Source organism: Hymenobacter sp. BT18 (assembly GCF_012273015.1).
Taxonomy (GTDB): Bacteria; Bacteroidota; Bacteroidia; order Cytophagales; family Hymenobacteraceae; genus Hymenobacter; species Hymenobacter lutimineralis.
The window spans coordinates 3134553-3157909 of record NZ_CP050954.1; the positions used below are offsets into that span (position 1 = coordinate 3134553).

Sequence of the window (23357 nt, forward strand, 5' to 3'; positions counted from 1 at the left end):
TTAATTGAGAATTCATGCTGAATACTTTCATTGGCGACGTTGGGCACCTAAGTGTCATTGTGGCGTTTGTGGCTTCCTTGGTGGCGGCTTATGCCTATTATCAGGCTGCCCGCGGCCGTGCTTTGGGTGAAGCGGAGCCCACGTGGCTGCGTCTGGCCCGGGGCGCGTTTTTCGTGCATGGCGTCGCGGTTATTGCCATTATTGCCAGCCTTTTCGGCATCATCTACGGGCACCGCTACGAGTACTACTACGCCTGGAGCCACAGCAGCAACCACCTGCCGGTGTACTACATGATTTCCTGCTTCTGGGAAGGGCAGGAGGGCTCTTTCCTGCTTTGGATTTTCTGGCACGTGCTGCTGGGTGGGCTCATCATCCGCTTCAACCGGCAGTGGGAAGCCCCCGTGATGGCCGTGTTTGCGGGCGTGCAGCTGTTTCTCACGTCCATGATTCTGGGGGTGGTGGTGCTGAATGTGAAAATCGGCTCCTCGCCCTTTATTCTGCTGCGCGACTTCCTCACCGATGCCCCGGTGTTCCGCCTGAACCCCAACTTCGTTCCCACGGATGGCACCGGGCTGAACCCCCTGCTCCAGAACTACTGGATGGTGATTCACCCGCCCACGCTGTTCCTGGGCTTTGCTCTCACGCTGGTGCCGTTTGCCTTTGCCATTGCCGGCCTCTGGAAAAACGAGCTAACTAAATGGGTAAAGCCCGCCATTACCTGGAGCCTGGTGGGCGGCGCCGTGTTGGGCGTGGGCATCATGATGGGTGCCTACTGGGCCTACGAAACACTGAACTTCGGCGGCTACTGGAACTGGGACCCAGTAGAAAATGCCGTATACATTCCGTGGCTGGTGCTGGTGGCTTCGTTGCACGCCCTGGTGCTATGGCAGCGCCGCCGCATTGGCCTGCGCACGGCTTTCGTGCTGGTCATTAGCACCTTCCTGCTGATTCTCTACGCCACGTTCCTGACGCGCTCCGGTGTGCTGGGCAATGCCTCTGTGCACTCCTTCACCGACCTGGGCCTTTCCGGGCAGCTCATCATTTACCTGGGAGCTTTCGTGGTGCTGGCTACGGCGCTGCTGGTGGTGAAGTGGAAAAGCATTCCAATTTCGGAGAAAGAGCTGACGGCTTACAACCCCGAGTTGTGGGTATTCGTGGGCGCCACGGTGCTCTGCCTCGGGGCTTTCCAGGTACTGGTGACGACCAGCATTCCGGTATACAATGCTTTTCTAGGCTTCATTGGCATCAAATCTAACCTGGCGCTGCCCGCCGACCAGATTGCCCACTACACTAAGTTCCAGCTGTGGATGGGGGTAGCCGTGGCCCTGGTGTCGGGTATTGCGCAGCTGATGTGGTGGCAGCGCAACGACAAGGAAACGGTGACCAATACCTTCACCGTGCCCGGAATCCTGACGCTGCTGGGCGCAGCGCTGGTTATCCTGCTGGTACGCTACTTTGGCCTGAAGATGACGCCCGCTTACATCGTGCTGCTGACGGCCGGTTTGTTTGGCGTGCTGGCCAACCTGAGTATGCTGCTGGTGCTGATCCGGCGGCGCGTAAGCCTGTCGGGTGGAGCCGTCTCGCACATTGGCATTGCCCTGATGCTGCTGGGCGTACTGGCTTCGGCGGGTTACTCCAACATCGTTTCGCAAAACGTTTCGGGCCTGGTGTACTCCAAGGACTTCCCCGAGGACATCAACCGCGACAACGTGCTGCTCTGGCGCAACGAGTCGGCGCCAATGAAGGACTACGACGTGACCTACACCGGGCAATACCTTGATGTACCCGGCGTGCCGGGCTACGTCAACAAAGACCTGCTGTTTTTAGGTATCAATGATGAGTTTCGGGCCCTGGCCCGCGGCGACATCAAGCGCGGGGACCGGGTGTACTACAAAGCCGGTGACACGCTCGAAATCCGCCCCGAAGACACCTACTACCGGGTGGAATATAAAAACCGAAAGTCGGGCGAGGCATTTACGCTCTATCCCCGGGCCCAGGTAAATGAGGAAATGGGCGGCCTGCTGGCCTCGCCCGACATCAAGCCCTTCTGGAACCACGACATCTACTCCCACATCAGCACTGTGCCCGACCCCTCCAAGGAAAAGGAGTGGAGCGAAGTAAAAGAGCACACGCTGAGCGTAGGTGACACCATTTACCTGAACGACTACTTTGCCGTGCTGCGGGCCATTGAGCCGGCTCAGAAATCGGCTACGGCCGGTTTGGGCCTAGCCGCCGGCGACGTAGCCATTCAGGGCGACATTATCGTGCACGGGGAAAAGCGCCAGTACCATGTACACCCCATTTTTGTGGTGCGCAGCAACCTGGTAGGCCGCGTCCCCGACGAAGTGACGGACCTGGGCCTGCGCGTGACGTTCAACAACGTAGACCCCGCTACCAAGAAGTTTACGTTCGGTGTGAGCACCACGCAGAAAGACTACATCATTCTGAAAGCCGTGGAGAAGCCCTTCATCAACCTGTTGTGGAGCGGTACTCTGCTCATGGCGCTGGGCTTTGGCATTGCCGTGGTACAGCGTCGCCGCGAAGACCGGCGCCCTTCCGCTCCCAACAAGCCAGCTGCCGTGCGCAAACGGCCCGTTCAGGTGGCGTAAGTACTGTCAGGTAACGTCCAAGAAAAAGCCCGCCCTCCGCTTATCGTGGAGGACGGGCTTTTTCTTATGAGCTGTACCGAGGGCTTAGCGCTGTACCTGGAAGGGGCGGACGCCCACCTGGTTGCCAGCTTGCACCCGGAGTACGTAGTGGCCCGCCGCTAGGCGGGAAACGTCCAGGGCTGTAGGACTAGTCGCTTCCGCCTGGCCCGCATACACGCGCTTGCCCAGCATATTCAGGATTTCTACCTGCAGCGGCCCCCGGGCATTGGTACCCCGCAAATCCAGCCACAGCTGGTTGGCCACGGGGTTGGGGTAGAGGTGGAGGTGGCTGCTTAAGCTTTTCTGAACGGACGTAACAATACTTTCCAGCCGGATATCATCGACGAAAAGGTAGGAACGCTCCTTTTCACTGATGCCGTGAAAGCCCAAGTAATATTCGCCGGTAGTGGCTGGCTTCCACAGCAGCGTTTCGTCGGGATTAGCGTAGTCGGTATTGGTGATGTCAGTCTTTTTCCAGAGCAGGGTGGTTTGGGCTTCCGGAGTAGCCGCCGCGCCTACTGTGACTTCCAGTCCTTCGGCCAACGCTTCGCTCTCGGCCCGGTACCGGAAGGTCAGGTTATGGTCCAGGCCTCCATCGGCCTGAATGGGCCCCACGAAAAACCAGTCGTCGGCCGCCTTACCCGTGTCGTAGTCGGCAAACAGGCGGATGGCGTTGGAAAAATCAGCCTTGTAGTCCACTACCGTTTGCCAGGTTTGGGGGTCGTCGTTGCTGTTGAGCACCGTTACGTTGCAGGGTAAGTCCCCGGCTTTCACGTTGTCGAAGTCGAGGCGGATACGGCCGGCCTGGGCGGGGGTGGGGGTGGCGCAGGCCGTTTGAATGGTAACAGGCCCTACGTAGCCGCTGCTGCCGCTGGCGCAGGTGCTGCGCAGGTAAACATCGTAGCGCTGCCCGCTGCTAAGGCCGGTAAGCTGGTAAGGGGACCCACCCGGTACGTTCTGGATGGCCGTAGCCCCCGCACTGCCCGGTAGGAAGCCGTAGGGGCCATACTCTATCACGTAGCTGCTCGCGCCTTCCACGGGCTTAAACGTAAGCGTGGTGCTGGTAGCCGTGGTGTTGGTAGCCGTCAGCTGGCCCGGGGCCAGGCAGGCAGGAACATCCGTGAGCTGGGCCGTAATGGCAAACCGTCCGCCGCGGTAGGAATGGGGCATACCGCCTTCAAGCGGAGCCATGAAATAGGCGCTATCGGGCCGAACGGGCTTCTCGGCCTGCAGACCCACCACATTGTACGCCGTGGTGCCTACCTGGGTATTGGTGAGCAGCGTCTGGGCCAGGCCTACGTAAAAATCAACCTCCGCCTCTGCTTTGATGGGCGACAACAGCGTTAAGCTGAGTTCCCGCCCCAAGTCGGCCGGCCGCACCACGTAGTTGAGGGAGCGGCCCACCAATGCGCCCCCGGCATCGAGGACCACCGCGTACACCGTCTGCCCCTCGTTGGTGGCGGTAGTGGGCACCAGCACATTCACGGCCTGTACCGCCTGCGCCCGAGTTAGGCGGTAGCGGGCCAGAAGCAGCCGCTCATCGGCAAACGTGGGTCCCGAAATCAGGGGCGCATCATCGGCGTAGCCGAGCAGGTTGGTGGTTACCTGCTGCGTGAGACCCAAGGCATTATTGGCGTTGTTGTCATCGTCGGCCACGCGTACTTGCACCTGGTTGGTGCCGGCTACGGTAGGCGTGTAGGCATCGAAGGTTACCAGTACGGTATCCTGGGCCGCCAAGTCAATGGTTTTGGTGCTGGTAAACTCCGTGGCCCCGCTCACCTGCAGGGTTACCTGCACGCCCGTAAGGCTGTTGAGCCCGACGTTGGCCACTTTTGCCGTCAGTACGTGGGGAGTGGCCGAGCCTATAGGCAACTGGCCGAGGGTGTACATGGTGCTGACGGTAGCATCCCGCTCCGGAATAGGGGCGAACTGGTAGGTAAGGCCGCTGGCTGGCACCGTGGGCCGGCGCACGAAAAAGGAAGTGCCGCTATACGCTTTATCCTGCGCTTTGGCCACGCTCCAGGCATTGGAGGGCGTTTTGGTGAGGACGGTGAGCTGACCGGGCTCCGTGCCCGAGCCTTTCAGCCCCACACCGGCCGCCTTCAGCGCGGGCGCTGCCGTGGCGGTAAAGGAGCCGTACACAAACGCAATGATGCCGCTTTGCTCGTGCAGCTGCAGCTGAAAGTTCAGCGGATCAAACTGGGTGACGGCCGTGCCGGCAGCTTTGTCGGCTACGTTTTTCCACTGAATCGTACACACCCGGTTGGGGGCAGTACCCGTGGTAGCTACCCGATACTCCGCGGGCTGGGCGGTGCTGGCTACCAGATCATGCGCAAATGGCATCAGCAGGTTCACGTCCGCCGCATTGGTGCTTAGGGCCGGGGAACCCGCTAGGCTGGCCGGCGCCTCCGCGACCATGGCCGCCGGGGCGCTGGTGCCCAGTCGCACGAAGCCATTGGTGTTCAAAACAAACTGAGTGAACTCCTGCCCGTTGTAGCGAAATGTGAAGCCGATTTCCTGGGGCGCAGAGTTGGCGTCGTCGGTGTTGGCCGTGGCAATAGCCACCCCGGTGGAGCCCAGATCGGTGTAGGTACCCGTAGACGCGCTAAACCCTCGGGCTGAGTAATTCAGCGTTTGGGCCCCGACCCCGGTCGAGAGCATAACTAAGCCGGCGGCCAGCAACTGGCGGCAACCTTGAAGGATGTATGGATAGGCCATAGGCAGCAAAAAAGGAAGTGACAGAAAAGCAGCGGAACTGCGCGGCTAAATTGAGGAAAAAAGAGGACAGGCAGCGCTGCGCTGGCCCCTGGCCTTGGTATAGGCCATTTATTCCTTTCACCTTTGAGCTTATGCAAAGCAATTCATTTACAGGCCCGGCTCAGCGGGTAGTTGTACTGGGCACCGGGCGCGTGGCCAGCCAGCTGGTGCCCGCCTTGGTTGGTGCAGGGCATCAGGTGGTGGCCGTGTGGGGCCGACGGCCAGAAGCGGCGGCGGCGCTGGCAGCACTGGCTACCGGGGCCGTAGCGGTAGCCGGCAACACGCCGCTGCCTCCGGCCGCTGTGTACCTGCTGGCCGTAGCCGATGCGGCGGTGCCGCTGGTGCTGCAGGAAATAACCTTTCCAACCGACAGCGTAGTGGCCCACACTTCGGGCTCGGTTCCCTTGGCCGTATTTGAGATTGTGCCCGGGGTGCGGGGGGGCGTGTGGTACCCGCTTCAGACGTTTAGCCCGGGGCGGGTAGTAGACTGGACTCAGGTGCCCATCTGCGTGGAAGCCCACGATGCGGCCGCCGAAACGCTGCTGCTCACCCTGGCCCGCAGCCTGAGCCCGGCCCGCGCGCAGCTAGTGGCCACGCCCCAGCGCCAGGCTCTGCACGTGGCGGCAGTGTTTGCCTGCAATTTCCCCTACCACCTGCTAGGTATCAGCCAGGAGCTGCTGCGCGAAGCCAGTCTGCCCTGGACTTTGCTGGAGCCGCTTATTCGCGAGACGGTGGAAAAAGCCTTGGGCAGTTTGCCGTTCCAGGGGCAAACCGGACCCGCCGCCCGCGGGGATACGCCAACATTGCAGGTCCACCAGCGGTTGTTGGCCGGGCACCCCGCCTGGCAGGACCTATATAGCCGGCTAACGGCATCTATCCAGGCACAGCCGGAGCCAAAGCCGCCGCAGCTTTGATGGGGGAGCCGGGGTGCGTACCTTTGCGCCCTCAATTTGCCAATACACCTTCACGCCGTGAACACCGTCAATATCACCTTTCAATTCGAAGACGGGCAGCCCGAGCAGACGCACGTGGCCGCCGAAGGCGAATCCGTGCTCGACGTGGCCCTCAACAACGACATTCAGCTGCAGCACAACTGCGGGGGGGTGTGTGGGTGCAGCACCTGCCACGTGTACGTGGTGAAGGGCGAGGAACACCTCCCGGAAATCAGCGACAAGGAAGAAGACTTCATTGACCGCGCCGTCAACCCGCGCATCAACTCCCGCCTGGGCTGCCAGTGCGTGGTGCAGGCCGCCACCCAGGAGCTCGTGATTCGCATCCCACCCCAGAACTTCCTGGGCCACTAGTTTTCTAATGTGCTAGTGTAGGGGAATATGCTGATGTGCTAACAAAAGAACGACAAATAGCACATCAGCCCATTCCCCCACATTAGCACATTCCCCACATTAGTCACATTACTTAAAATGACGTACTTCGAGCCCCCGATTCACTGGCAGGACCACGAGGACATTGCCATGGCTTTGTATGAGAAGTTTGGCGACGATTTCACGGAAGCTAAAATCTACCGCATTCGGTTCACTGATCTGCTGGATTGGGTGCTGAGCCTGCCCAACTTTGCAGGCACCCGGGAGCAGGCCACCGAAGGCCACCTGGAGCAGATTCAGGCCAAGTGGGTGTACGAGTGGCGCGACAACCAATAAATAGAATACAGGCTCCGCTGCCGGCCGTCGGCGCCTTTTGCCGTATAGCCATCAGAAACTGCGCTTTCTTGCTAAGCGCCGGTTACTCCATCATTCGTTGTCAGCAGAAATATGGTTGATTTATCGGCTATTAAAGCGTTTATCCTGGATGTAGATGGGGTGCTGACCGACGGCACTTTGCTGGCCCTCAACTCGGGGGAGCAGGCCCGCACGTTTCACATCCGCGATGGGTACGCCATCCGCCATGCCCTGCGCAAGGGCTACCGCATCGTTATCATCTCGGGCCGGCAGGAAGAGGGGGTGCGCCGCCGCCTGGAGTCCCTGGACGTGCAGGATATCTACCTGGGCGTCGATGACAAGATGGTTATCTTCAACAAGTACATCAACCTGCACCGCCTCGACCCCGCCACTATTGCCTACATGGGCGACGACATGCCGGATGTAGAAGTGATGCGCCGCTGCGGTCTGGCCGCCTGCCCCGCCGATGCCGCTGACGACGTGCGCGCCATCAGCGCATTCGTGGCTTCTTTGCCCGGGGGCAAAGGCGCCGTGCGCGAGTTGCTGGAAGCCACCATGAAGCAGCAAGGAACTTGGTAGAAGCCCGTTGTGGGGCCGGATTGCCGTTGGAAAGACGCGGAAAAGGCGAGTTGTGATTTTGGTAAATCCCTATATCTTTACCACATCATCCATTCACATTTTTTCGCATTTTTCATGAAAACAGGAACCGTAAAATTCTATAATGAGTCGAAGGGCTACGGCTTCATTACAGAAGACGGCACGAAGGAAGACTTCTTCGTCCATGTTACCGGCCTTAACGGGGGCCAGATCCAACAGAATGACCGCGTGGAATTTGATACCCAGGAAGGCCGGAAAGGCGTGAATGCGGTGAACGTAAAGAAACTGTAGGCGTAGCGCCAACAAGGTTTTTTGCTTGCAGAAAGCCTCTCCGTTTGGAGGGGCTTTCTTTTTGACTGGCGCCGTAGCGGCCATTGCCGCCCGGGTGGCATCTTTGCAACCTCTGGTGATACATAAGATGGCGCAGCCCACTTCCCGAATGGATAAGAACTTCCCCGGCCGGCCCGGCTCCGGCGGCCTGCGGGAGCTCACGCAGTTGGTGCGCCTGCCCAATCTGCTGCTGCTGGTGCTGTGCATGGGGCTGGTGCGCGTGGGCCTGTTGCACCAACGCACACCGGACACGCCCTGGCTTGATGTGCGCTTTGCCTTGCTGCTGCTGGCCACGCTGTGCATTGCCGCCGCTGGCTACATCATCAACGACTACTACGATGTGAAAATAGACGCCATCAACCGCCCCGACCGGCTGGTGGTAGGGCGCGTGATAAACCGCCGCCATGCCATGCTCGCGCATTTGCTGCTCACGGGCGTAGGTATCCTGGTCAGCGGAGCCTTGTCGACGTTGCTGGGGCTGGTGCATGCCGCCTCGGCCCTGCTGCTATGGGGCTATTCGGTGCGGCTGAAGCGCATGGCCCTGGTAGGCAATCTGAGCATAGCGGCACTGACGGCGGCGTCGGTGCTCACTCCGGAACTGCAGCTGCGCACGGGGGTAGGCACCGTCTGGATTTACGCCCTGGCCGCGTTTCTGCTGTCGGTAGTCCGCGAAATCATCAAGGATGTAGAGGACATGCGCGGTGATGCCCAGCACGACTGCCGCACCCTCCCCATCGTGGCCGGGGTGGCGCGCACGAAGTGGGTAGTGGCCTTTTTTTGGCTGTGCCTGGTGCTGCTGGTAGTGGGGGCCGTGGGGCAGGCGTATGCGCTGGGCTGGTATTGGCTGGCGGGGTGGCTGCTCCTGCTGGTGCTGGGGCCGCTGCTGGCCCTGGGCCGGCAGCTGGCTCGCGCCGACCGCAAAGCGCATTTTGCGCAGCTGAGCTTGTGGTGTAAGCTCATCATGCTGGCCGGGGTGCTGTCTATGCTGCTGGTGGGGGTAAGCTGAACTATATAACCCGGGCTCCTGCCCGCACGTTAGGAAAGCAGGCGGGCCCGTCGGGCTGGCCGTTCACCTTTCGCTTTTCTGACCTCATGCGTACTCTTACCCTGCTGCTGGCCGCGTTGTGGCTGGCACCGGCTGCCTTTGCCCAAACCACGCCCACCGCTTCTGATTCTGCCGCCGCTGCGCCGGTGTCGGTTACGCCCACTGCGCCCACCCCAACGGCTGCTCCGGCTCTCACCACGGCTCAGCCCCCCAAAAACCCGGAGGATAAACCTAGCTTTATTCCGGCGCCAGTCGTGTTTTACGAGCCCGAAACTGGTTTTGCGGCGGGGGCTACGTTCCTGCCTACCTGGCGCCACGGCCGCGACACCACCGTGCGCAAGTCCAACGGTCGGCTGGGGGGCTGGTTTTCCCAGAAGAAGCAGCTGAACCTGCAGCTCTCCCACACCATCTTCACCCGGCAGGAGCGTTACCTGCTCATCGGGGATATTCAGTATTTCGACTACCCCATCTTCTTCTATGGCATTGGCAACGATACCCGGAAGGAGGCAGAAAGTGAAATTGCCTATAAGCTGCTCACTATCACCCAGCGGGCCCTGAAAAGTATCCACCGCTACACCTTTGTGGGCCTGCAGTACCGCTTCACCGACCTGCGGAGCCTGCGCCCCAAGCTGGAGCTAAACAACGAGGAAACCGGCCCCAACCTGTACTACTCCGAGCTGACGCCCCGCGAGAAGGAGCCGTTCCGCATTTCCGGGGCCGGCCCCACCTTCATCTACGACAGCCGGGACGTGATTCTGAGTACGTACAAAGGGGCTTACCTGGACCTGCAGACGCTGTTCAACCTCAAAGGACTGGGCAGCGACTATACCTTCACGCGCTACGTGGTGGACGGGCGCTACTTTCAGCCTCTGGGCTCTAACCGTACTATCTGGGCCAGTCAGGTTATCGGCACCTTCCACAATGGCACCGTGCCATTCCGGGAACTGGCCAACCTGGGCGGCGTGAGTCTGCTGCGCGGCATTTACGAAGGCCGCTTCCGCGACCGGCAGTTGCTGGCCGCCCAGACCGAGATTCGCCACCACCTGTTCTGGCGCCTGAACGGCGCCGTGTTTGCGGGGGTGGGCCAAGTGGCCCCGCACCTGCAGGACATGTCGTTCAGCGGCATTAAGCTGGCCGGTGGGGCCGGGGTGCGCTTTCAGTTCAACCGCCGCGACCGGCTCAACATTCGCTTCGACTACGGGGTGGGCTCGGGCGGCAGCAGCGGGCTGTACTTCGGCGTGAACGAGGCGTTTTAGCGCCCGGCGCAAGGCCAAGACAATAGCGGGGAGAGTAGGGCCTAATTCTGTACATTTAGGCACCACTCTCCCCGCTGTTTATGTTCGTACTTCGTGCCGGAGCCACCTTGTTGCTGACGTTGCTGGCCCTGGCCACCCACGCCCAATCGGCTGCCGACTCGGTAGCAGCCCGCAAGCCCACCAAAAAGCCGCGCCGCGTGAAAGTGGCCGCCCTGCCTATCGTGTTTTCGCAGCCCGAAACCGGCCTGGCGTACGGGGCGGCTGTGCTGCCAGTGTGGCGCTTCGGGCAGGACACTACCACGCGCAGCTCCAACGCCCGCGTGCTGGCCTACCGTACCCAGCGCAAGCAGTCCAGCGCCAGCCTCACGCACGCCATCTTCACGCCCGGCGAGCGGTACTTTATCAGCGGGGAAGCCCAGTACTTCAACCTGCCTATCTACTACTACGGCGTGGGCAACGACACCCGCAAAAGCGAGAAAAGCGACATTTCGTACCGGGTGTTCATTCTTAACCAGCGCGTACTGAAGCGCTTGCGGCCAGGCTTGTTCGTGGGCGGCGTCTACCGGCTCACCAACCTCTACCGCATCCGGGTAGACGACCCGCTCACCGACGATGCTACCCGGCCTAACTGGCTGCTGGAGCGCCCCGAGCGCGAACGGCAACCTACGCTCACCTCGGGCCTGGGGCCGGCCCTGCTCTACGATACGCGCGATAATATTCTAAGCGCCCACCACGGCAACTTTCTGGATGCCACAGCGCTGCTGATGGCCAAAGGCTTGGGCAGCGACTTCTCGTTTACGCGGCTGCAGTTTGACGCTCGGCATTACCGGGTGCTAGGGTCAAAGGAAGCGGAGCATACTGTGCTGGCTGGGCAGTTCCTGGGCACTTTCCACGGGGGCACCGTGCCGTTTCGGGAACTGGCCCAGCTGGGCGGGGAGCGGATGATGCGCGGCATCTACGAAGGCCGTTTCCGCGACCGGCAACTGCTGGCCGCCCAGGTAGAGCTGCGCCAGCAGCTGTTCTGGCGGCTGCGGGGCGTGCTGTTTGGCAGCGCCGGGCAGGTGCAGCCCCAGGTCACTGATTTTCGGCCTGGGCAGTTTAACCTGGCGGGGGGCGCAGGGCTGCGCATCGACGTGAACCGCCAGGACCGGCTCAGCATCCGCATCGACTACGGGGTGGGGTCGGGGCAGTCCAGCGGGTTGTACTTCGCCTTCAACGAGGCGTTTTAATTCCGGCCTCAGCCTACTGGTAACGCCACTGCCAGCTGGTACCGGTGCGCACATTTCTGCTGCCGAGCTTCATCCAAAGCTCGGCAATTCCGTAGGATTGGGACCTATGGATTTGGTTTCTCCCCAACTGTTTCACCACGCCGCGGCCCCGACTGAGCTACCCGTAGCGCCGCTGCGCATGGCCCTGCCGCCTCACCCGGCGCTACGGGCCTCCATCATCATTCCCGCCAAAAACGAGGCCGCCGAACTTCCGGCCACGCTGGCGGCGCTGGTGGCTCAAACCACCCTGGCCAGGCAGCCGCTGGACCCTACTACGTTTGAAATACTGGTACTGGCCAACAACTGCACCGATGCCACGGTCCAGGTAGTGCGCCGCTTTGCCGCCAAGCATCCGGCCTGGGCCATTCAGGTAGCCGAGCAGCAGCTGCCGCCCGCCGAAGCGCACGTAGGCCGGGCGCGGCGCCTGCTGATGGATGAGGCCTGCTGTCGGCTTGAGGCAGTGGGCCGCCCTCAAGGGTTGATTCTGTCTACTGATGCCGACACGCAGGTAACCCCCACTTGGCTGGCCGCCACAGAGCAGGCCATCAGCGCGGGCGCCGATGCCGTGGGAGGGCGCATTCTGCCCCGGCATAGTGGCCCCATGCGTTGCGCCGTGCGCCGCCAGCACCTACTCGATGCCGCTTACCGCCTGGCCCGTACCCAACTGGAAGCGTCCCTTGACGCCAGCTCCCACGACCCCTGGCCCCGCCATCACCAGCACTTCGGGGCGAGCTTGGCGCTAACCGCAGCGGCCTACCGCGCCGTGGGTGGCCTGCCGGTGGTGCCTTTTCTGGAAGATGAGGCCTTGTACCACTCTCTGCTCCGCCACGACCTGCGGGTACGCCATTGCCCGGCCGTGCGCGTGGCTACCTCCGACCGGCGGGCGGGGCGGGTAGCAGTGGGCCTTTCCTGGCAGCTAAGCGAATGGGCCCGGCAGTGTGCTGCGGGCCAGGAACCCCTGGTGGAAGGCGGCCACCAGGTAACTGCCGAAGCCATGCTGCGCCGCCGCCTGCGCCGGCTGTGGCTGTCGGCGAAACGGCCCCTGGCCGGGCTGCTGCCGCTGGCCAAGCAACTGAATGTGGGCGCCGAGGAGCTCATTTGCCGGCTAACGGCCGCTACTTGTTTTGGGGTGTTGTGGGAGTGGGCGCTGGGGCGCTTCCGGCAGGTGCGGCCCCTGGCGCTGGTGCCGCTGCGGCAGGCGCTGGCCGAAATCAGGGCGCAGCTGGGGCAGGCTACGCTGATTTCTTTTCCAGCAGATCTAAACGGTAAGTAGGTTGGCGCTGGTGCAGGAGGTGGCGCGCCGGGCCGCCGGGCTGGGTGTACTCCAGAAACAGCGCGTGTACTTCTTCGCCGGTTAGGGGGTAGTCATGTACGGGCGGCGTCCAGTGCACCAGCAGCAGCTGCCCGCCCGGCGTGAGGGCCTCAAAAATGGCATTGGCGGCTTGGCGTAAGGTAGGCTCATCCCAGTAGTACCCTACTTCCGACACCAGAATTAAGTCGAACTGTCCCGTCGGAAACTCGGCGGGTACCTGCATCCGACGAAACTGCACATGGGGAAAAGCCTGGCACCGCTGCCGGGCTTTAGCCAAAGCGGCTTCGGCTACATCAATGGCCAGCAACTCCTGGCAGCGGGGCGCCAGCTGAGCCGTGAGCACGCCCAGGGAGCAGCCAATTTCGAACGCGCGCTGGTAACCAGGACGGGGCAGAGCCGCCAAGGTAGCCCGGTATTTTTCGTGCTCGTAGGGGCTGGTTTCAAAGTTCCAGGGGTCGGAGTTGGCCCGGTAAACCTCGTCGAAGTAAGCAGGCGGCAGATTGTGCGGCTGGTTGGGGTTCATAGGCAGACAATACTAAGCTTCGGCCGGGGACAGGGGCTCCAGGTACGTTTCAAAGGGTTGGGCAAAATGGGCCAGCATCGATGGCGCCAGATAAAACCCGGTGGGGTCATCATCGATGGGGCCACCGGGCAGCTGGGAAGCGTGGGCCGCTAGGGCGTGCTGTTTTTGGTTGAGCACGGAGTGGATGTCGAGCCGCCAGCCCTGCATTTCATCCAGCTGGGGGAGGTCGGCGGGGGCGGCCCGCTCCCAGGCCCATACCACGTACTCCAGCACGCGGGGCGTAGTAGGCAGCTGGGCCAGGGCATGCTGGACGAGGGCGGTGGTGGCGCGGTGGTCGGGGTGGGGGTCGCGGCGCCAGGGGGTGAGGACGGTGACGGGCCGCGTGGCTAGCAGGAGCTGACGCAGGCGTTCTATGGCCGCGGTATCCTGGGAGCTCACGCGTCCATCGGGCAGCCTCAGGCAGGTGAGGGCCGTATCGGCCACACCGAGCCGGGCCAGGGCAGTGCGCAGCTCGGCTTCCCGCAACGCCTGCCGGGCCGCCGCCGGAAAGCGTTGGGAACCCGGGTGCGACATCGTACCGTCACTGACCAGCACTACCCATACGGGAACGGCCGCCTGGCGCAGCAGGGCTATTAGCCCCCCGCAGCCCAGGGTTTCATCATCGGGGTGAGGAGCAACTACCAGCGTAGGCCCAAAAGCCAGGGCCGCCTTAGCGGGCCGCAGCGGCAAATCGGTAAAAAAGCTAACTGCGCTACTCATTTCCAGAGCTGGTAAGTAGGCGTGTCAGAATCCATGGCGAAGCGGCCCACATCGGCCCGGGCGGCGTCGGGAGCGGGCTGGCGCAGGTAGTGGGTCAGGTCGCGGTGCAGGCGCTCCAGGGGCTCGGGGCGCAGCAGGCCGCGGGCCCCCACGGAGCGTTCGGCCAGGGGCAGCACCCGCAGGCAGATTTCCTCCACGGCCGTGCGCACCATGTTGGCGTACGCTACGGTGGCCTCAGCCTGCTCGGCGGCAGTGGGGCGGGCAGCGTGTTCGGCGGCGGCGCGCAGCCACTGGTGGCCACCTTCCACCAGCGTCGCCATTTCGCCGAGGCGCTGCCGCTGGTAGGGGTCATCGGTGCGGCCCAGCTGACGCAAAAAGCGGCGGGTTTCATCGAGCACGGCTTCGGCCCCGCCCAGCTGCACGGCTGCAAACCGGATGGCCCCCCCGCTAAACCAAGGCTGCCGGTAGTAGTTGCCGGGCTGGCCCAGGAGCTGCGCCGATGTCACCGTTAGCCCCGTAAAATCAGCGCGGAAGCTGGCCGAGGCGCGCATACCCAGCGGCTGCCAGAACGAGGGGTCGAGTATGGGCGGCTGCGCATCCGCCTCCAGGATAAGCATCTGCCAGCCCCCATCCGGGAGGCGGCCCGTGAGCAGGGGCCGCGTGACGTGGCCCGCCCCCGAGGCAAAGGTTTTGGCTCCGCGCAAGGCCATCCGTCCATCGGGTTGGGGCAGGAGCTCCACGCCGTCGGCGGCCTCGGTGTTCCAGACGCCAAACAAGTGCCCGGCCCGCGCCTCGGCGGCCCAATGTGCCTGCTGATCGGGCGTGCCAAAGCGCAGCATGAGTTGGAGGGCATTTACGTGGCCCTCGAACACGCGTCCCACGGCCAGGTTGCCGCGCCCAATGTGACAAAGCACCCGCAGCAGCGCCTCATCGGCCAGGCCCTCTCCCCCCAGCGCGGGCGGCAGCACGGCCGTTAGCAAGCCCGCCGCTCGCAGCCAAGAAAACTCCTCTACCGGGAAGGCCCCGTCGAAATCAGATAAGGGTGCGTGGGCAAACAGGCGAGGAACGAGCTGCGCAGCGGCCGTTTCGGGGGCAGGCAATACCGCAGGCGGCAGCAGTTCGGCTGGAGTAACGAGAAGAGGCATGAAAAAAGTAGATAAGCACAACAGTACCTCTGATACCGACAGTTGAGCTTGTGGGTTGTGTGCTACCTCAAGACAAGTGGGTATTGCCAGCACTTCTTGGCATCCCGCAGTGAAGTGCGTCACCTGTTTGGGCAAAGGCCTTGTGCCCCTAGCCAAAGTTTTTCCCATAGGTTCCCAGGTTTGTAACAGGAGTGGCTAGACCTGTCCCGTGGCCTCCCCGCGGAACCTGCCAGCAAATTGCTGTGGGGGCTTGGGTGGCTAACCGGGCGCTGCCTACCTTCGCGGCGTCGTTCAGCCCAACCTTTTCTTGTTATGATGCAGCCCATTCGCTCTGCCCTGGTTTCCGTGTATTACAAAGACCGGCTGGAGCCGCTCATTCGCGTGCTGGCCCAGCACGGCGTGCAGCTGTATTCCACGGGCGGCACCCAGAAGTTCATCGAGGAGCTGGGGGTACCCGTTACGGCCGTGGAAAGCCTGACGGGCTTCCCGGAGGTGTTTGGGGGCCGCGTGAAAACCCTGCACCCCACGGTGTTCGGGGGGATTTTGCACCGCCGCCACGAAGCCACCGACGTAGCGCAGGCCGCCGAGCACCAGATTCCGCCCATCGACCTGGTCATTGTGGACCTGTATCCTTTCGAGGAAACCGTAGCCTCGGGTGCGGCGGAAGCCGACGTGATTGAGAAAATCGACATTGGGGGCATTTCCCTGCTGCGGGCCGCCGCCAAAAACTACCGCGACGTGCTAGTAGTAAGCAGCCGCGACCAATACGAAGCCGTGACCACGCTGCTAACCGAAAAGCAAGGCGCCACCGATCTGGCTGACCGCCGCGACTACGCCGCCGCCGCCTTCGAGGCTACCTCGCACTACGATACCCACATCTTCCAGTACCTGAGCCAGGGTACCACCCAGCACGGGGCCGCGCTGAAAGTAAGCCAGAAGCCCGCCACGCCCCTGCGCTACGGCGAAAACCCCCACCAGCAAGGCACTTTCTACGGCGACCTGTCGGCCCTTTTCGACCAGCTCCACGGCAAGCAGCTCAGCTATAACAACCTCGTAGATGTGGACGCGGCCGTGCTGCTAATGCAGGAATTTCAGGCCGATGGTCCGGCGGCCTGCGCCATTCTCAAGCACACCAATGCCTGCGGCGTGGCCCAGGCCGGCTCCCTGCACGAAGCCTACCTGAACGCCCTGGCCTGTGACCCGGTGTCGGCATTTGGGGGTGTCATTATCGTTAACCAAGTGGTAGATGCCGCAACGGCCGGGGAGCTGAACAAGCTGTTCTTTGAAGTGCTGATTGCGCCCGACTTCGCGCCCGACGCGCTGCCGGTGCTGCAAAGCAAGAAAAACCGCATTTTGCTGCGCCAGAAGCCCGTGGCATTTCCACAGAAGCAAATCAAGACCTTGCTCAATGGCATCATCGAGCAGGACTTCGATAAAGTAGTGGAAGGCGCCCACGAATTCCGCACGGTGACGGAGTCGGCGCCCACGGCCGAGGAAGTGGCGGCCCTGGAATTCGCCCTCAAAATCTGCAAGCACACCAAGAGCAACACCATTGTGCTGGCCCGCGCCGGGCAGCTGCTAGCCTCCGGGGTAGGCCAGACCTCCCGCGTGGATGCCCTGCGGCAGGCCATTGAGAAGGCCAAGGCCTTCGGGTTCGACCTGCAGGGTGCCGTTATGGCTTCCGATGCTTTCTTCCCCTTCCCCGACTGCGTGGAAATTGCGGGCGAAGCCGGGATTCGGGCCGTGGTGCAGCCCGGCGGCTCCATCAAGGATCAGGACAGCATTGCGGCCGCCAACCAGTTGGGCATGGCTATGGTGCTCACGGGCGTGCGGCACTTCAAACACTAACTGCGGATAAAACGGATAAGGGGACGGATGGAACGGATTCGTTCTATCCGTCCCCTTGCCGTTGGCAGCCGTTTCTTTTCAGGCATCAACCGGCTACTTCCAACCCTGATACACCATCTAGTACGCATTATCCGTTCTTATCCGTCCACTATCTGTTACATCCCCGGTTAGTGCTTACCTTTGCCCCCACTTTTGACGGGCGCAACCCGCCCGTTCTCATTCATTTGCCGCTACTCAATGGGTTTCTTCAATTTTCTGACCAGCGACATTGCCATTGACCTGGGCACGGCCAACACGCTCATCATTCACAACGACAAAATCGTGGTGGATGAGCCGAGCATTATTGCGAAAGACCGCACGACCAATAAAGTAATTGCCGTGGGCCGGCAAGCGCAGCAGATGCACGAAAAGACCCACGACAACATCAAAACGATTCGTCCCCTGAAAGACGGCGTAATTGCCGACTTCCACGCTGCGGAGGAAATGATCAAGGGAATGATCAAGATGATTGACACCCGGACGCGGCTATTTCAGCCCTCGCACCGGATGGTGATCTGCATTCCCTCGGGCATCACGGAAGTGGAAAAGCGCGCCGTACGCGACTCCGCCGAGCACGCCGGCGCCAAGGAAGTATGGATGATTCAGGAGCCTATGGCTGCGGCCATCGGCATCGGCATCGACGTGGAGCAGCCCGTGGGCTCGATGATTATCGACATCGGGGGCGGCACTACTGAAATTGCGGTTATTGCCCTGTCGGGTATCGTGTGCGACCAGTCGATTAAAACCGCCGGGGACGTGTTCAACCAGGATATTCTGGACTACATGCGCCGCCAGCACAACCTGCTCATTGGGGAGCGAAGCGCCGAGCGAATCAAGATTGAAGTAGGCGCCGCCCTTACCGAGCTGGACCAGACGCCCCCCGACTTTGAGGTGCGCGGCCGTGACCTGATGACGGGTATTCCGAAGGTTATCAAGGTAACCTCGTCGGAAATTGCCATTGCCCTCGATAAGTCGGTGGCCAAGATTGAGGAAGCCGTGCTGAAGGCCCTGGAAATCAGCCCGCCCGAGCTGTCGGCCGACATCTACGAAAACGGCATTCACCTGACCGGCGGCGGGGCCCTGCTGCGCGGCCTCGACAAGCGCCTGGCGGCCAAAACCAAGCTGCCCATTCACATTGCCGAAGACCCGCTCCGGGCCGTGGTACGCGGCACCGGCGCCGCCATCAAAAATATCCAGGCTTTCCGCAGCGTGCTGCTGACCTAGAATTGAGATAAGCAGAAGTGAGAAGTGAGACTTTGGTTCTGGCACCCCATTCCGGTTGTTTGAACGAAGTCTCACTTCTCACTTCTTACGTTCTCATAGCTCTCTTCCATGAATAACCTCTTCGCCTTCCTGTTCCGTTACCGGGGTATGCTGGTATTCGGCCTGCTGGAGGTGTTGAGCGTGTTTTTGCTGTTGCGGAACAGCTCCTACCAGCGGGCGGCCTTCTTCAACTCGGCCAATGCCTACACCGGGCAGTTTCTGGCCTTCCGGACGCGCGTGTACGATTACTTTCGGCTGGTAGACGTGAACCGGGCCTTAATAGAGGAAAATGCGAAGCTGCGCGAGCAGCTGTACCCGCCCGATACGGCCCGCCGCGTGGCCGCCGTGCCGCCCGTGCGGCAGGACAGCCTCAGCCAGGCCCGCATCCAGCGCCTGGGCCGCCCCGATTCGTTGCTGCTGGGGCTGCGCAGCCTCCCGGCTCAGGACCCGGCTTATCCGCTGGTACCCGCGCGCGTGATCAGCAACACCCTGCGGCGGGTAGATAACTACCTGACCTTGAACGTAGGCAGCCAGCAGGGCATCCGGCCGGGTATGGGCGTGGTGGCGGCCGCGGGCGTGGTGGGCCGGGTGAAGGTGGTGAGTGAGAACTACGCCACGGTTTCCTCAGTGCTTCACTCCAAAACGGCTATTTCGGCCAAAATCCTGCGCGACGGCACGTTTGGCAGCATCAAGTGGCTGGGCGACGACCCCACCCACGTGCAGCTCGACTATATTCCGCGGCAGAACCGCCTCGTGCGCGGCGACACCGTGGTGACGTCCGGTTACAACGCGGTATTTCCGGAAGGAGTGCTGATTGGGCGGGTAGAAAGCTTCGTGAAAGAGCCCGATAAGAACTTCTGGACCGTGCAGGTGCGCCTAGCTACCAATTTCGCTAATCTCACCTATGTGTACGTGGTGAGCAACCGCTCCCAGGCCCAGCGCGATACGCTGGAAGTGCGCACGGGCATTAAACCGGAAGGAGGGAAGCCCTGATGCGTGGAGTAGTTGGTACCCTGATCATTGAACTGCTGCGGTTTGTGCTGTACGCCTTTGTGCAGGTCTTTATCATCAGCCATATCACGCCCACCGGGCTGTTTAACCTGGGCTGGTGCTTTCTATATCTGGGCTTCCTGCTGTTTCTGCCCATTGCCACGCCCATTGTAGTGCAGCTGCTGCTGGGCTTTGCCATGGGCATCACCATGGATGTGTTTTTCGACTCGGGCGGGGTGCACGCGGTGGCGACGGTGCTGGTGGCCTACCTGCGCCCCTGGGTGCTGCGCCTGCTTACCCCGCGGGACGGCTACGACTCCTCCGACTCCGTGAATATTCACCGCATGGGCTGGCAGTGGTTTGGCGTGTACTTGGTGCTATTGCTGGCCATCCACCACACGGCATTTTTCTTCGTGGAGCTGGGCGGCTTCCGCACCATTGGCCTCACGCTGGGTAAAATCTTCGTGAGCGTGCTGTTTACGGGCCTGGTACTGCTCATTATTCAGCTGGTATTCTTCCCGGCCGGCCGCCGCAGCCGCTAGCCGCCCACCCCACCCGCGCGACGTAGGCACTGCCGGCGTGGCCCGGTTATTTGCAACTTACTCAACGGCTATCTGGTTATCTTTGCGCTTCCGGTGAGTGCATCGGAACATCGTATTTCTCAGGTTTTTCTGCTTTGCAATACTTAGAAGGCCGCAAGTTTGTGGTGATGGCCATTTTTCTGGCTGTGGCAGTGGTGTTTGCGACGCGGTTGTTCTATATCCAGGTGCTCGATGGCAGCTACAAGCTGGCGGCCGACCGCAACACGCTCCAGCGCATTGTGCAGACGCCCTACCGGGGCCTCATCTACGACCGCGCCGGCAAGCTCCTGGTGCAGAACACGCCCGTGTATGACCTGATGGTGGTGCCGCGCGAGGTGAAAACCCTTGATACGGCCCGGTTTTGCCAGCTGCTGCAGCTGCCGGTGGAGGACTTGCGGGCGGGGTTGCTGGCGGCCAAAACGTATTCCAGGGTGAAGGCCTCGCCCTTGGTCCCCAACCTGAGCACGCCCGAACTGGCCGCCATTCAGGACAACCTGATGGACTTCCCGGGCTTCAGCATCAAAGCCCGCATGGCCCGGTCTTACCAGGATACCATTATGGCCCACGCCCTGGGCTACGTCGGGCCCGTAACACCGGCTCATCTGGAAAAGCCGAAGTATGCCAAGTACATAGCCGGCGACAACCTCGGTATTTCGGGCTTGGAGTCGTTCTATGAGCAGCAGCTGATGGGCCAGCGCGGGGTGCAGTACCGCATGGTGAACGTGCGCGGCATTGAGAAAGGCGCTTTTCGCGGCGGGGAATTCGACACGCTCTCCCGGGCCGGACAAGATTTGCACCTGAGCATTGACCGGGAGCTGCAGCGCCTGGCGGAGCAGCTGATGGCCGGCAAGCGCGGCTCCGTGGTAGCCCTCGACCCCAAGACTGGCGAAATCCTGGCGTTTGTGTCGGCGCCAAGCTACAACCCCAATAAACTGACGGGCAAAGGGCTGGGCAACCGCTATATGGAACTGCTGCGCAACCCCGAACGGCCCTTATTCGACCGGCCTTTGATGGCGACCTACCCGCCCGGCTCGGTGTTTAAGCTGGTGAACGAGGCCATTGCCCTGCAGGCCGGAGTGGTGACGCCTACCACGGGTTTCCAATGCAACTGGAAGCTGGTGCGCTGCACCCACCGCCACGAGCCGCCCAACAACGTCAACATTGCCATCAAGCAAAGCTGCAACCCCTACTTCTACCAGGTGATGCGGGCCATGGTGATGCGCGGCCGCTCGACCCGCAAAACCGAGGACGCGGCCCTGGGCCTGGCCGACTGGCGCCAGCAGGTAGTCAACTTCGGGCTGGCTCAGCACCTGGGTGTGGACTTGCCGGGGGAGCGAATGGGGCTGATTCCTTCGCCTAACTTCTACAACAAGCAGTACGGCAAAAACCACTGGAACTTCCGCACGGTGTACTCGCTCAGCATCGGGCAGGGAGAAATTGGCATTACGGGCCTGCAAATGGCCAATATTCTGGCCATCATTGCCAACCGGGGCTGGTACTACACCCCGCATTTTGTGCGCAGCATCGGTAAGCAGGGGCCACTGCCGCAGTTTCAGGTGCAGCACCGCCTGCCCATCGAGCCGCGTCACTTCGAGGCCTTGGTGCCGGGCATGCAGGAGGTAGTAGATGGGCGCGGCGGGACGGCTAACCTGGCTTCGCTGGCCGACGTGGGTATTTCGGTAGCCGGCAAAACCGGAACCGTGCAAAACTACCACGGCGAGGACCACGCAACCTTTGCGGGCTTTGCCCCGGCCGAAGATCCGAAGATTGTGGTAGCCGTGTTTATTGAAAATGCGGGCTTCGGGGGACTTTCGGCGGCTCCGCTGGCTTCCCTGCTCATGGAAAAATACCTGCGGGGCAAGGTAGCCCCCTGGCGGAAGCGCTGGGAAAACTGGCTGCCCGGCCCCGCCGACCGTTTCCTTTCCCGCCGACACTAATAAAGAGTTTCGGGTTGCTAGTTTCGGGTTTCGAGTTGCTAACCCTACCCCGAAACTGGTAACCCGAAACCAGCAACTCGAAACCCGAAACTCCTTTCAAAATGGCTTCTCCCGCCCGCTATAGCCGCAGTATCGACTGGGTAACCGTGGGCCTGTATGCGCTGATGGTGCTGCTGGGCTGGCTGAACGTGTACGCGGCCAGCTACTCGCCCGAGGCCCCGGCTGCCTCCCTGTTCAACTTCGAGTTCAACTACGGCAAACAGCTGGTGTGGATTGGCACCTCCGTGGTGCTGATTGTGGTGCTGCTGGTGATTGACTACAAGGCCTACGACACGTTTGCCTTTGTGCTGTATGGGGTGATGATAGCCCTGCTGATTGTGACGCCCCTGATTGCGCGGCCCATTGCGGGCTCCCGCTCCTGGCTGGAGCTGGGGCCGGTGCGCCTGCAGCCCGCCGAGTTTGCCAAGTTTATTACGGCCCTGGCCGTGTCGCGCTACATGGCGGGCATCAACCTGCGCAACCAGAACTGGCGCGACCAGCTGGTGCTGGCTGGCCTCACGCTGCTGCCGCCGGTGTTGATTGTGGCGGCCAACGAAACCGGGCAGGCGCTGGTGTTCGGGGCATTTCTGCTGGCCTACTTCCGGGAAGGTATGTCGCCGCTGATTCTGCTGGTGCTGGCGGCGGCGGCCCTGATTCTCATTCTGGCTTTGTTGGTGCCCAAGCTCTGGCTGGTAGCGGCTTTCACGCTCATTCTGCTCCTGATTTTTGGCTTTAATACCCGGGTGCTGCGCCATCACCTGCCGCTCACGCTCAGCGTGTGGGCGGTGGTGATTGGGATGGTGTTCGGGGTGGATTACTTCTTCAACAGCGTGCTGCACGACTACCAGCGCAAGCGCATCGAGGTGCTCATTAACCCTTCTGCCGACCCGCTGGGGGTGGGCTGGAACGTGACGCAGTCCAAAATTGCCATTGGCTCGGGCGGCTTTGCGGGTAAGGGCTTTCTGCAGGGCACGCAAACCAAGTTCGACTTTGTGCCCGAGCAAAGCACCGACTTCATTTTCTGCACTGTGGGGGAGGAGTGGGGCTGGCTGGGTACCATGACGGTGATTGGGCTATTTGTGGCCTTACTGGGGCGCATTGTGTACGTGGCCGAGCGGCAGAAATCGGTGTTTGGGCGCACTTACGGGTATTGCGTAGCCAGTATCATCTTCTTCCACTTCTGCATCAACATCGGCATGACCATTGGGCTGGCCCCGGTGGTGGGCATCCCGCTGCCGTTTTTTAGCTACGGGGGCTCCTCGCTCTGGTCGTTTACCACGTTGCTGTTCATCTTGCTGGCCATTGATGCCTACCGCAAGCAGGATTTGGAGCGGTATTAGAGCC

Annotated in this window: 20 protein-coding genes; 16 read left to right on the top strand and 4 right to left on the bottom strand. The window is 61.7% G+C overall.

Features of this window, described 5'->3' with window-relative positions; translation table 11 throughout:
- Positions 1–14 precede the first annotated feature (14 nt).
- Positions 15–2609 carry a cytochrome c biogenesis protein CcsA gene (ccsA, locus tag HER32_RS13465; protein ID WP_168682234.1) on the top strand — a complete coding sequence of 865 codons (2595 nt, stop codon included), beginning with the start codon at positions 15–17 and terminating at the stop codon, positions 2607–2609.
- 84 nt (positions 2610–2693) lie between these two features.
- Here the strand turns inward: ccsA and HER32_RS13470 are convergent, their stop codons facing one another.
- Positions 2694–5309 (bottom strand): T9SS type A sorting domain-containing protein, encoded by a 2616-nt coding sequence (locus HER32_RS13470; protein WP_168682235.1) that lies wholly within the window; start codon positions 5307–5309, stop codon positions 2694–2696.
- Between the two features lie 188 nt (positions 5310–5497).
- Here HER32_RS13470 and HER32_RS13475 point away from each other — a divergent pair, with 188 nt between their 5' ends.
- From HER32_RS13475 to HER32_RS13515, 9 genes are all read left to right on the top strand, one after another.
- Positions 5498–6319, top strand: a complete 822-nt coding sequence (locus HER32_RS13475; RefSeq protein ID WP_168682236.1) for a Rossmann-like and DUF2520 domain-containing protein — start codon at positions 5498–5500, stop codon at positions 6317–6319.
- Between the two features lie 36 nt (positions 6320–6355).
- A complete protein-coding gene (locus HER32_RS13480) occupies positions 6356–6709 on the top strand; it encodes a 2Fe-2S iron-sulfur cluster-binding protein (RefSeq protein WP_232066256.1) in 354 nt (117 codons plus the stop codon).
- A 117-nt stretch (positions 6710–6826) separates the two neighbouring features.
- Positions 6827–7063, top strand: coding sequence for a Fe-S cluster assembly protein IscX (gene iscX / locus HER32_RS13485; RefSeq protein ID WP_168682237.1), 237 nt, complete (start codon positions 6827–6829; stop codon positions 7061–7063).
- A 111-nt stretch (positions 7064–7174) separates the two neighbouring features.
- Positions 7175–7660 (top strand): KdsC family phosphatase, encoded by a 486-nt coding sequence (locus HER32_RS13490; RefSeq protein ID WP_149070816.1) that lies wholly within the window; start codon positions 7175–7177, stop codon positions 7658–7660.
- Positions 7661–7774: 114 nt separating this feature from the next.
- Complete coding sequence (locus tag HER32_RS13495) at positions 7775–7969, top strand: cold-shock protein (RefSeq protein ID WP_044511773.1); 195 nt, start codon at positions 7775–7777, stop codon at positions 7967–7969.
- 148 nt (positions 7970–8117) lie between these two features.
- On the top strand, positions 8118–9014 hold the full coding sequence (locus HER32_RS13500) for a geranylgeranylglycerol-phosphate geranylgeranyltransferase (RefSeq protein ID WP_232066257.1): 897 nt from the start codon (positions 8118–8120) through the stop codon (positions 9012–9014).
- An 86-nt stretch (positions 9015–9100) separates the two neighbouring features.
- On the top strand, positions 9101–10309 hold the full coding sequence (locus HER32_RS13505) for a BamA/TamA family outer membrane protein (RefSeq protein ID WP_168682238.1): 1209 nt from the start codon (positions 9101–9103) through the stop codon (positions 10307–10309).
- Positions 10310–10389: 80 nt separating this feature from the next.
- Complete coding sequence (locus tag HER32_RS13510) at positions 10390–11538, top strand: BamA/TamA family outer membrane protein (protein WP_168682239.1); 1149 nt, start codon at positions 10390–10392, stop codon at positions 11536–11538.
- Positions 11539–11644: 106 nt separating this feature from the next.
- Complete coding sequence (locus HER32_RS13515) at positions 11645–12850, top strand: glycosyltransferase (protein WP_168682240.1); 1206 nt, start codon at positions 11645–11647, stop codon at positions 12848–12850.
- On the opposite strand, the gene HER32_RS13520 is transcribed toward HER32_RS13515, so the two are convergent.
- The 3 genes from HER32_RS13520 to HER32_RS13530 are packed head-to-tail and all read right to left on the bottom strand — an operon-like array spanning position 12810 to position 15316.
- Positions 12810–13412, bottom strand: coding sequence for a class I SAM-dependent DNA methyltransferase (locus HER32_RS13520; RefSeq protein WP_168682241.1), 603 nt, complete (start codon positions 13410–13412; stop codon positions 12810–12812). The genes HER32_RS13515 and HER32_RS13520 overlap by 41 nt on opposite strands.
- A gap of 12 nt (positions 13413–13424) precedes the next feature.
- On the bottom strand, positions 13425–14171 hold the full coding sequence (locus HER32_RS13525; protein WP_168682242.1) for a PIG-L deacetylase family protein: 747 nt from the start codon (positions 14169–14171) through the stop codon (positions 13425–13427).
- Positions 14168–15316, bottom strand: coding sequence for an acyl-CoA dehydrogenase family protein (locus HER32_RS13530; RefSeq protein WP_168682243.1), 1149 nt, complete (start codon positions 15314–15316; stop codon positions 14168–14170). The genes HER32_RS13525 and HER32_RS13530 overlap by 4 nt, the downstream gene beginning before the upstream one ends.
- A 312-nt stretch (positions 15317–15628) precedes the next feature.
- Here HER32_RS13530 and purH point away from each other — a divergent pair, with 312 nt between their 5' ends.
- From purH to rodA, 6 genes are all read left to right on the top strand, one after another.
- Positions 15629–17164 carry a bifunctional phosphoribosylaminoimidazolecarboxamide formyltransferase/IMP cyclohydrolase gene (gene purH / locus HER32_RS13535; RefSeq protein ID WP_168682244.1) on the top strand — a complete coding sequence of 512 codons (1536 nt, stop codon included), beginning with the start codon at positions 15629–15631 and terminating at the stop codon, positions 17162–17164.
- 237 nt (positions 17165–17401) lie between these two features.
- A complete protein-coding gene (locus HER32_RS13540; RefSeq protein WP_149070810.1) occupies positions 17402–18427 on the top strand; it encodes a rod shape-determining protein in 1026 nt (341 codons plus the stop codon).
- Positions 18428–18535: 108 nt separating this feature from the next.
- Entirely contained in the window at positions 18536–19459 is a 924-nt protein-coding gene (mreC, locus tag HER32_RS13545) for a rod shape-determining protein MreC (RefSeq protein ID WP_168682245.1), read from the top strand.
- Complete coding sequence (locus HER32_RS13550; protein ID WP_168682246.1) at positions 19459–19998, top strand: hypothetical protein; 540 nt, start codon at positions 19459–19461, stop codon at positions 19996–19998. The genes mreC and HER32_RS13550 overlap by 1 nt, the downstream gene beginning before the upstream one ends.
- 134 nt (positions 19999–20132) lie before the next feature.
- On the top strand, positions 20133–21974 hold the full coding sequence (mrdA, locus tag HER32_RS13555) for a penicillin-binding protein 2 (protein WP_149070807.1): 1842 nt from the start codon (positions 20133–20135) through the stop codon (positions 21972–21974).
- Positions 21975–22075: 101 nt separating this feature from the next.
- Positions 22076–23353, top strand: a complete 1278-nt coding sequence (rodA, locus tag HER32_RS13560; RefSeq protein ID WP_168682247.1) for a rod shape-determining protein RodA — start codon at positions 22076–22078, stop codon at positions 23351–23353.
- Positions 23354–23357: the final 4 nt, after the last annotated feature.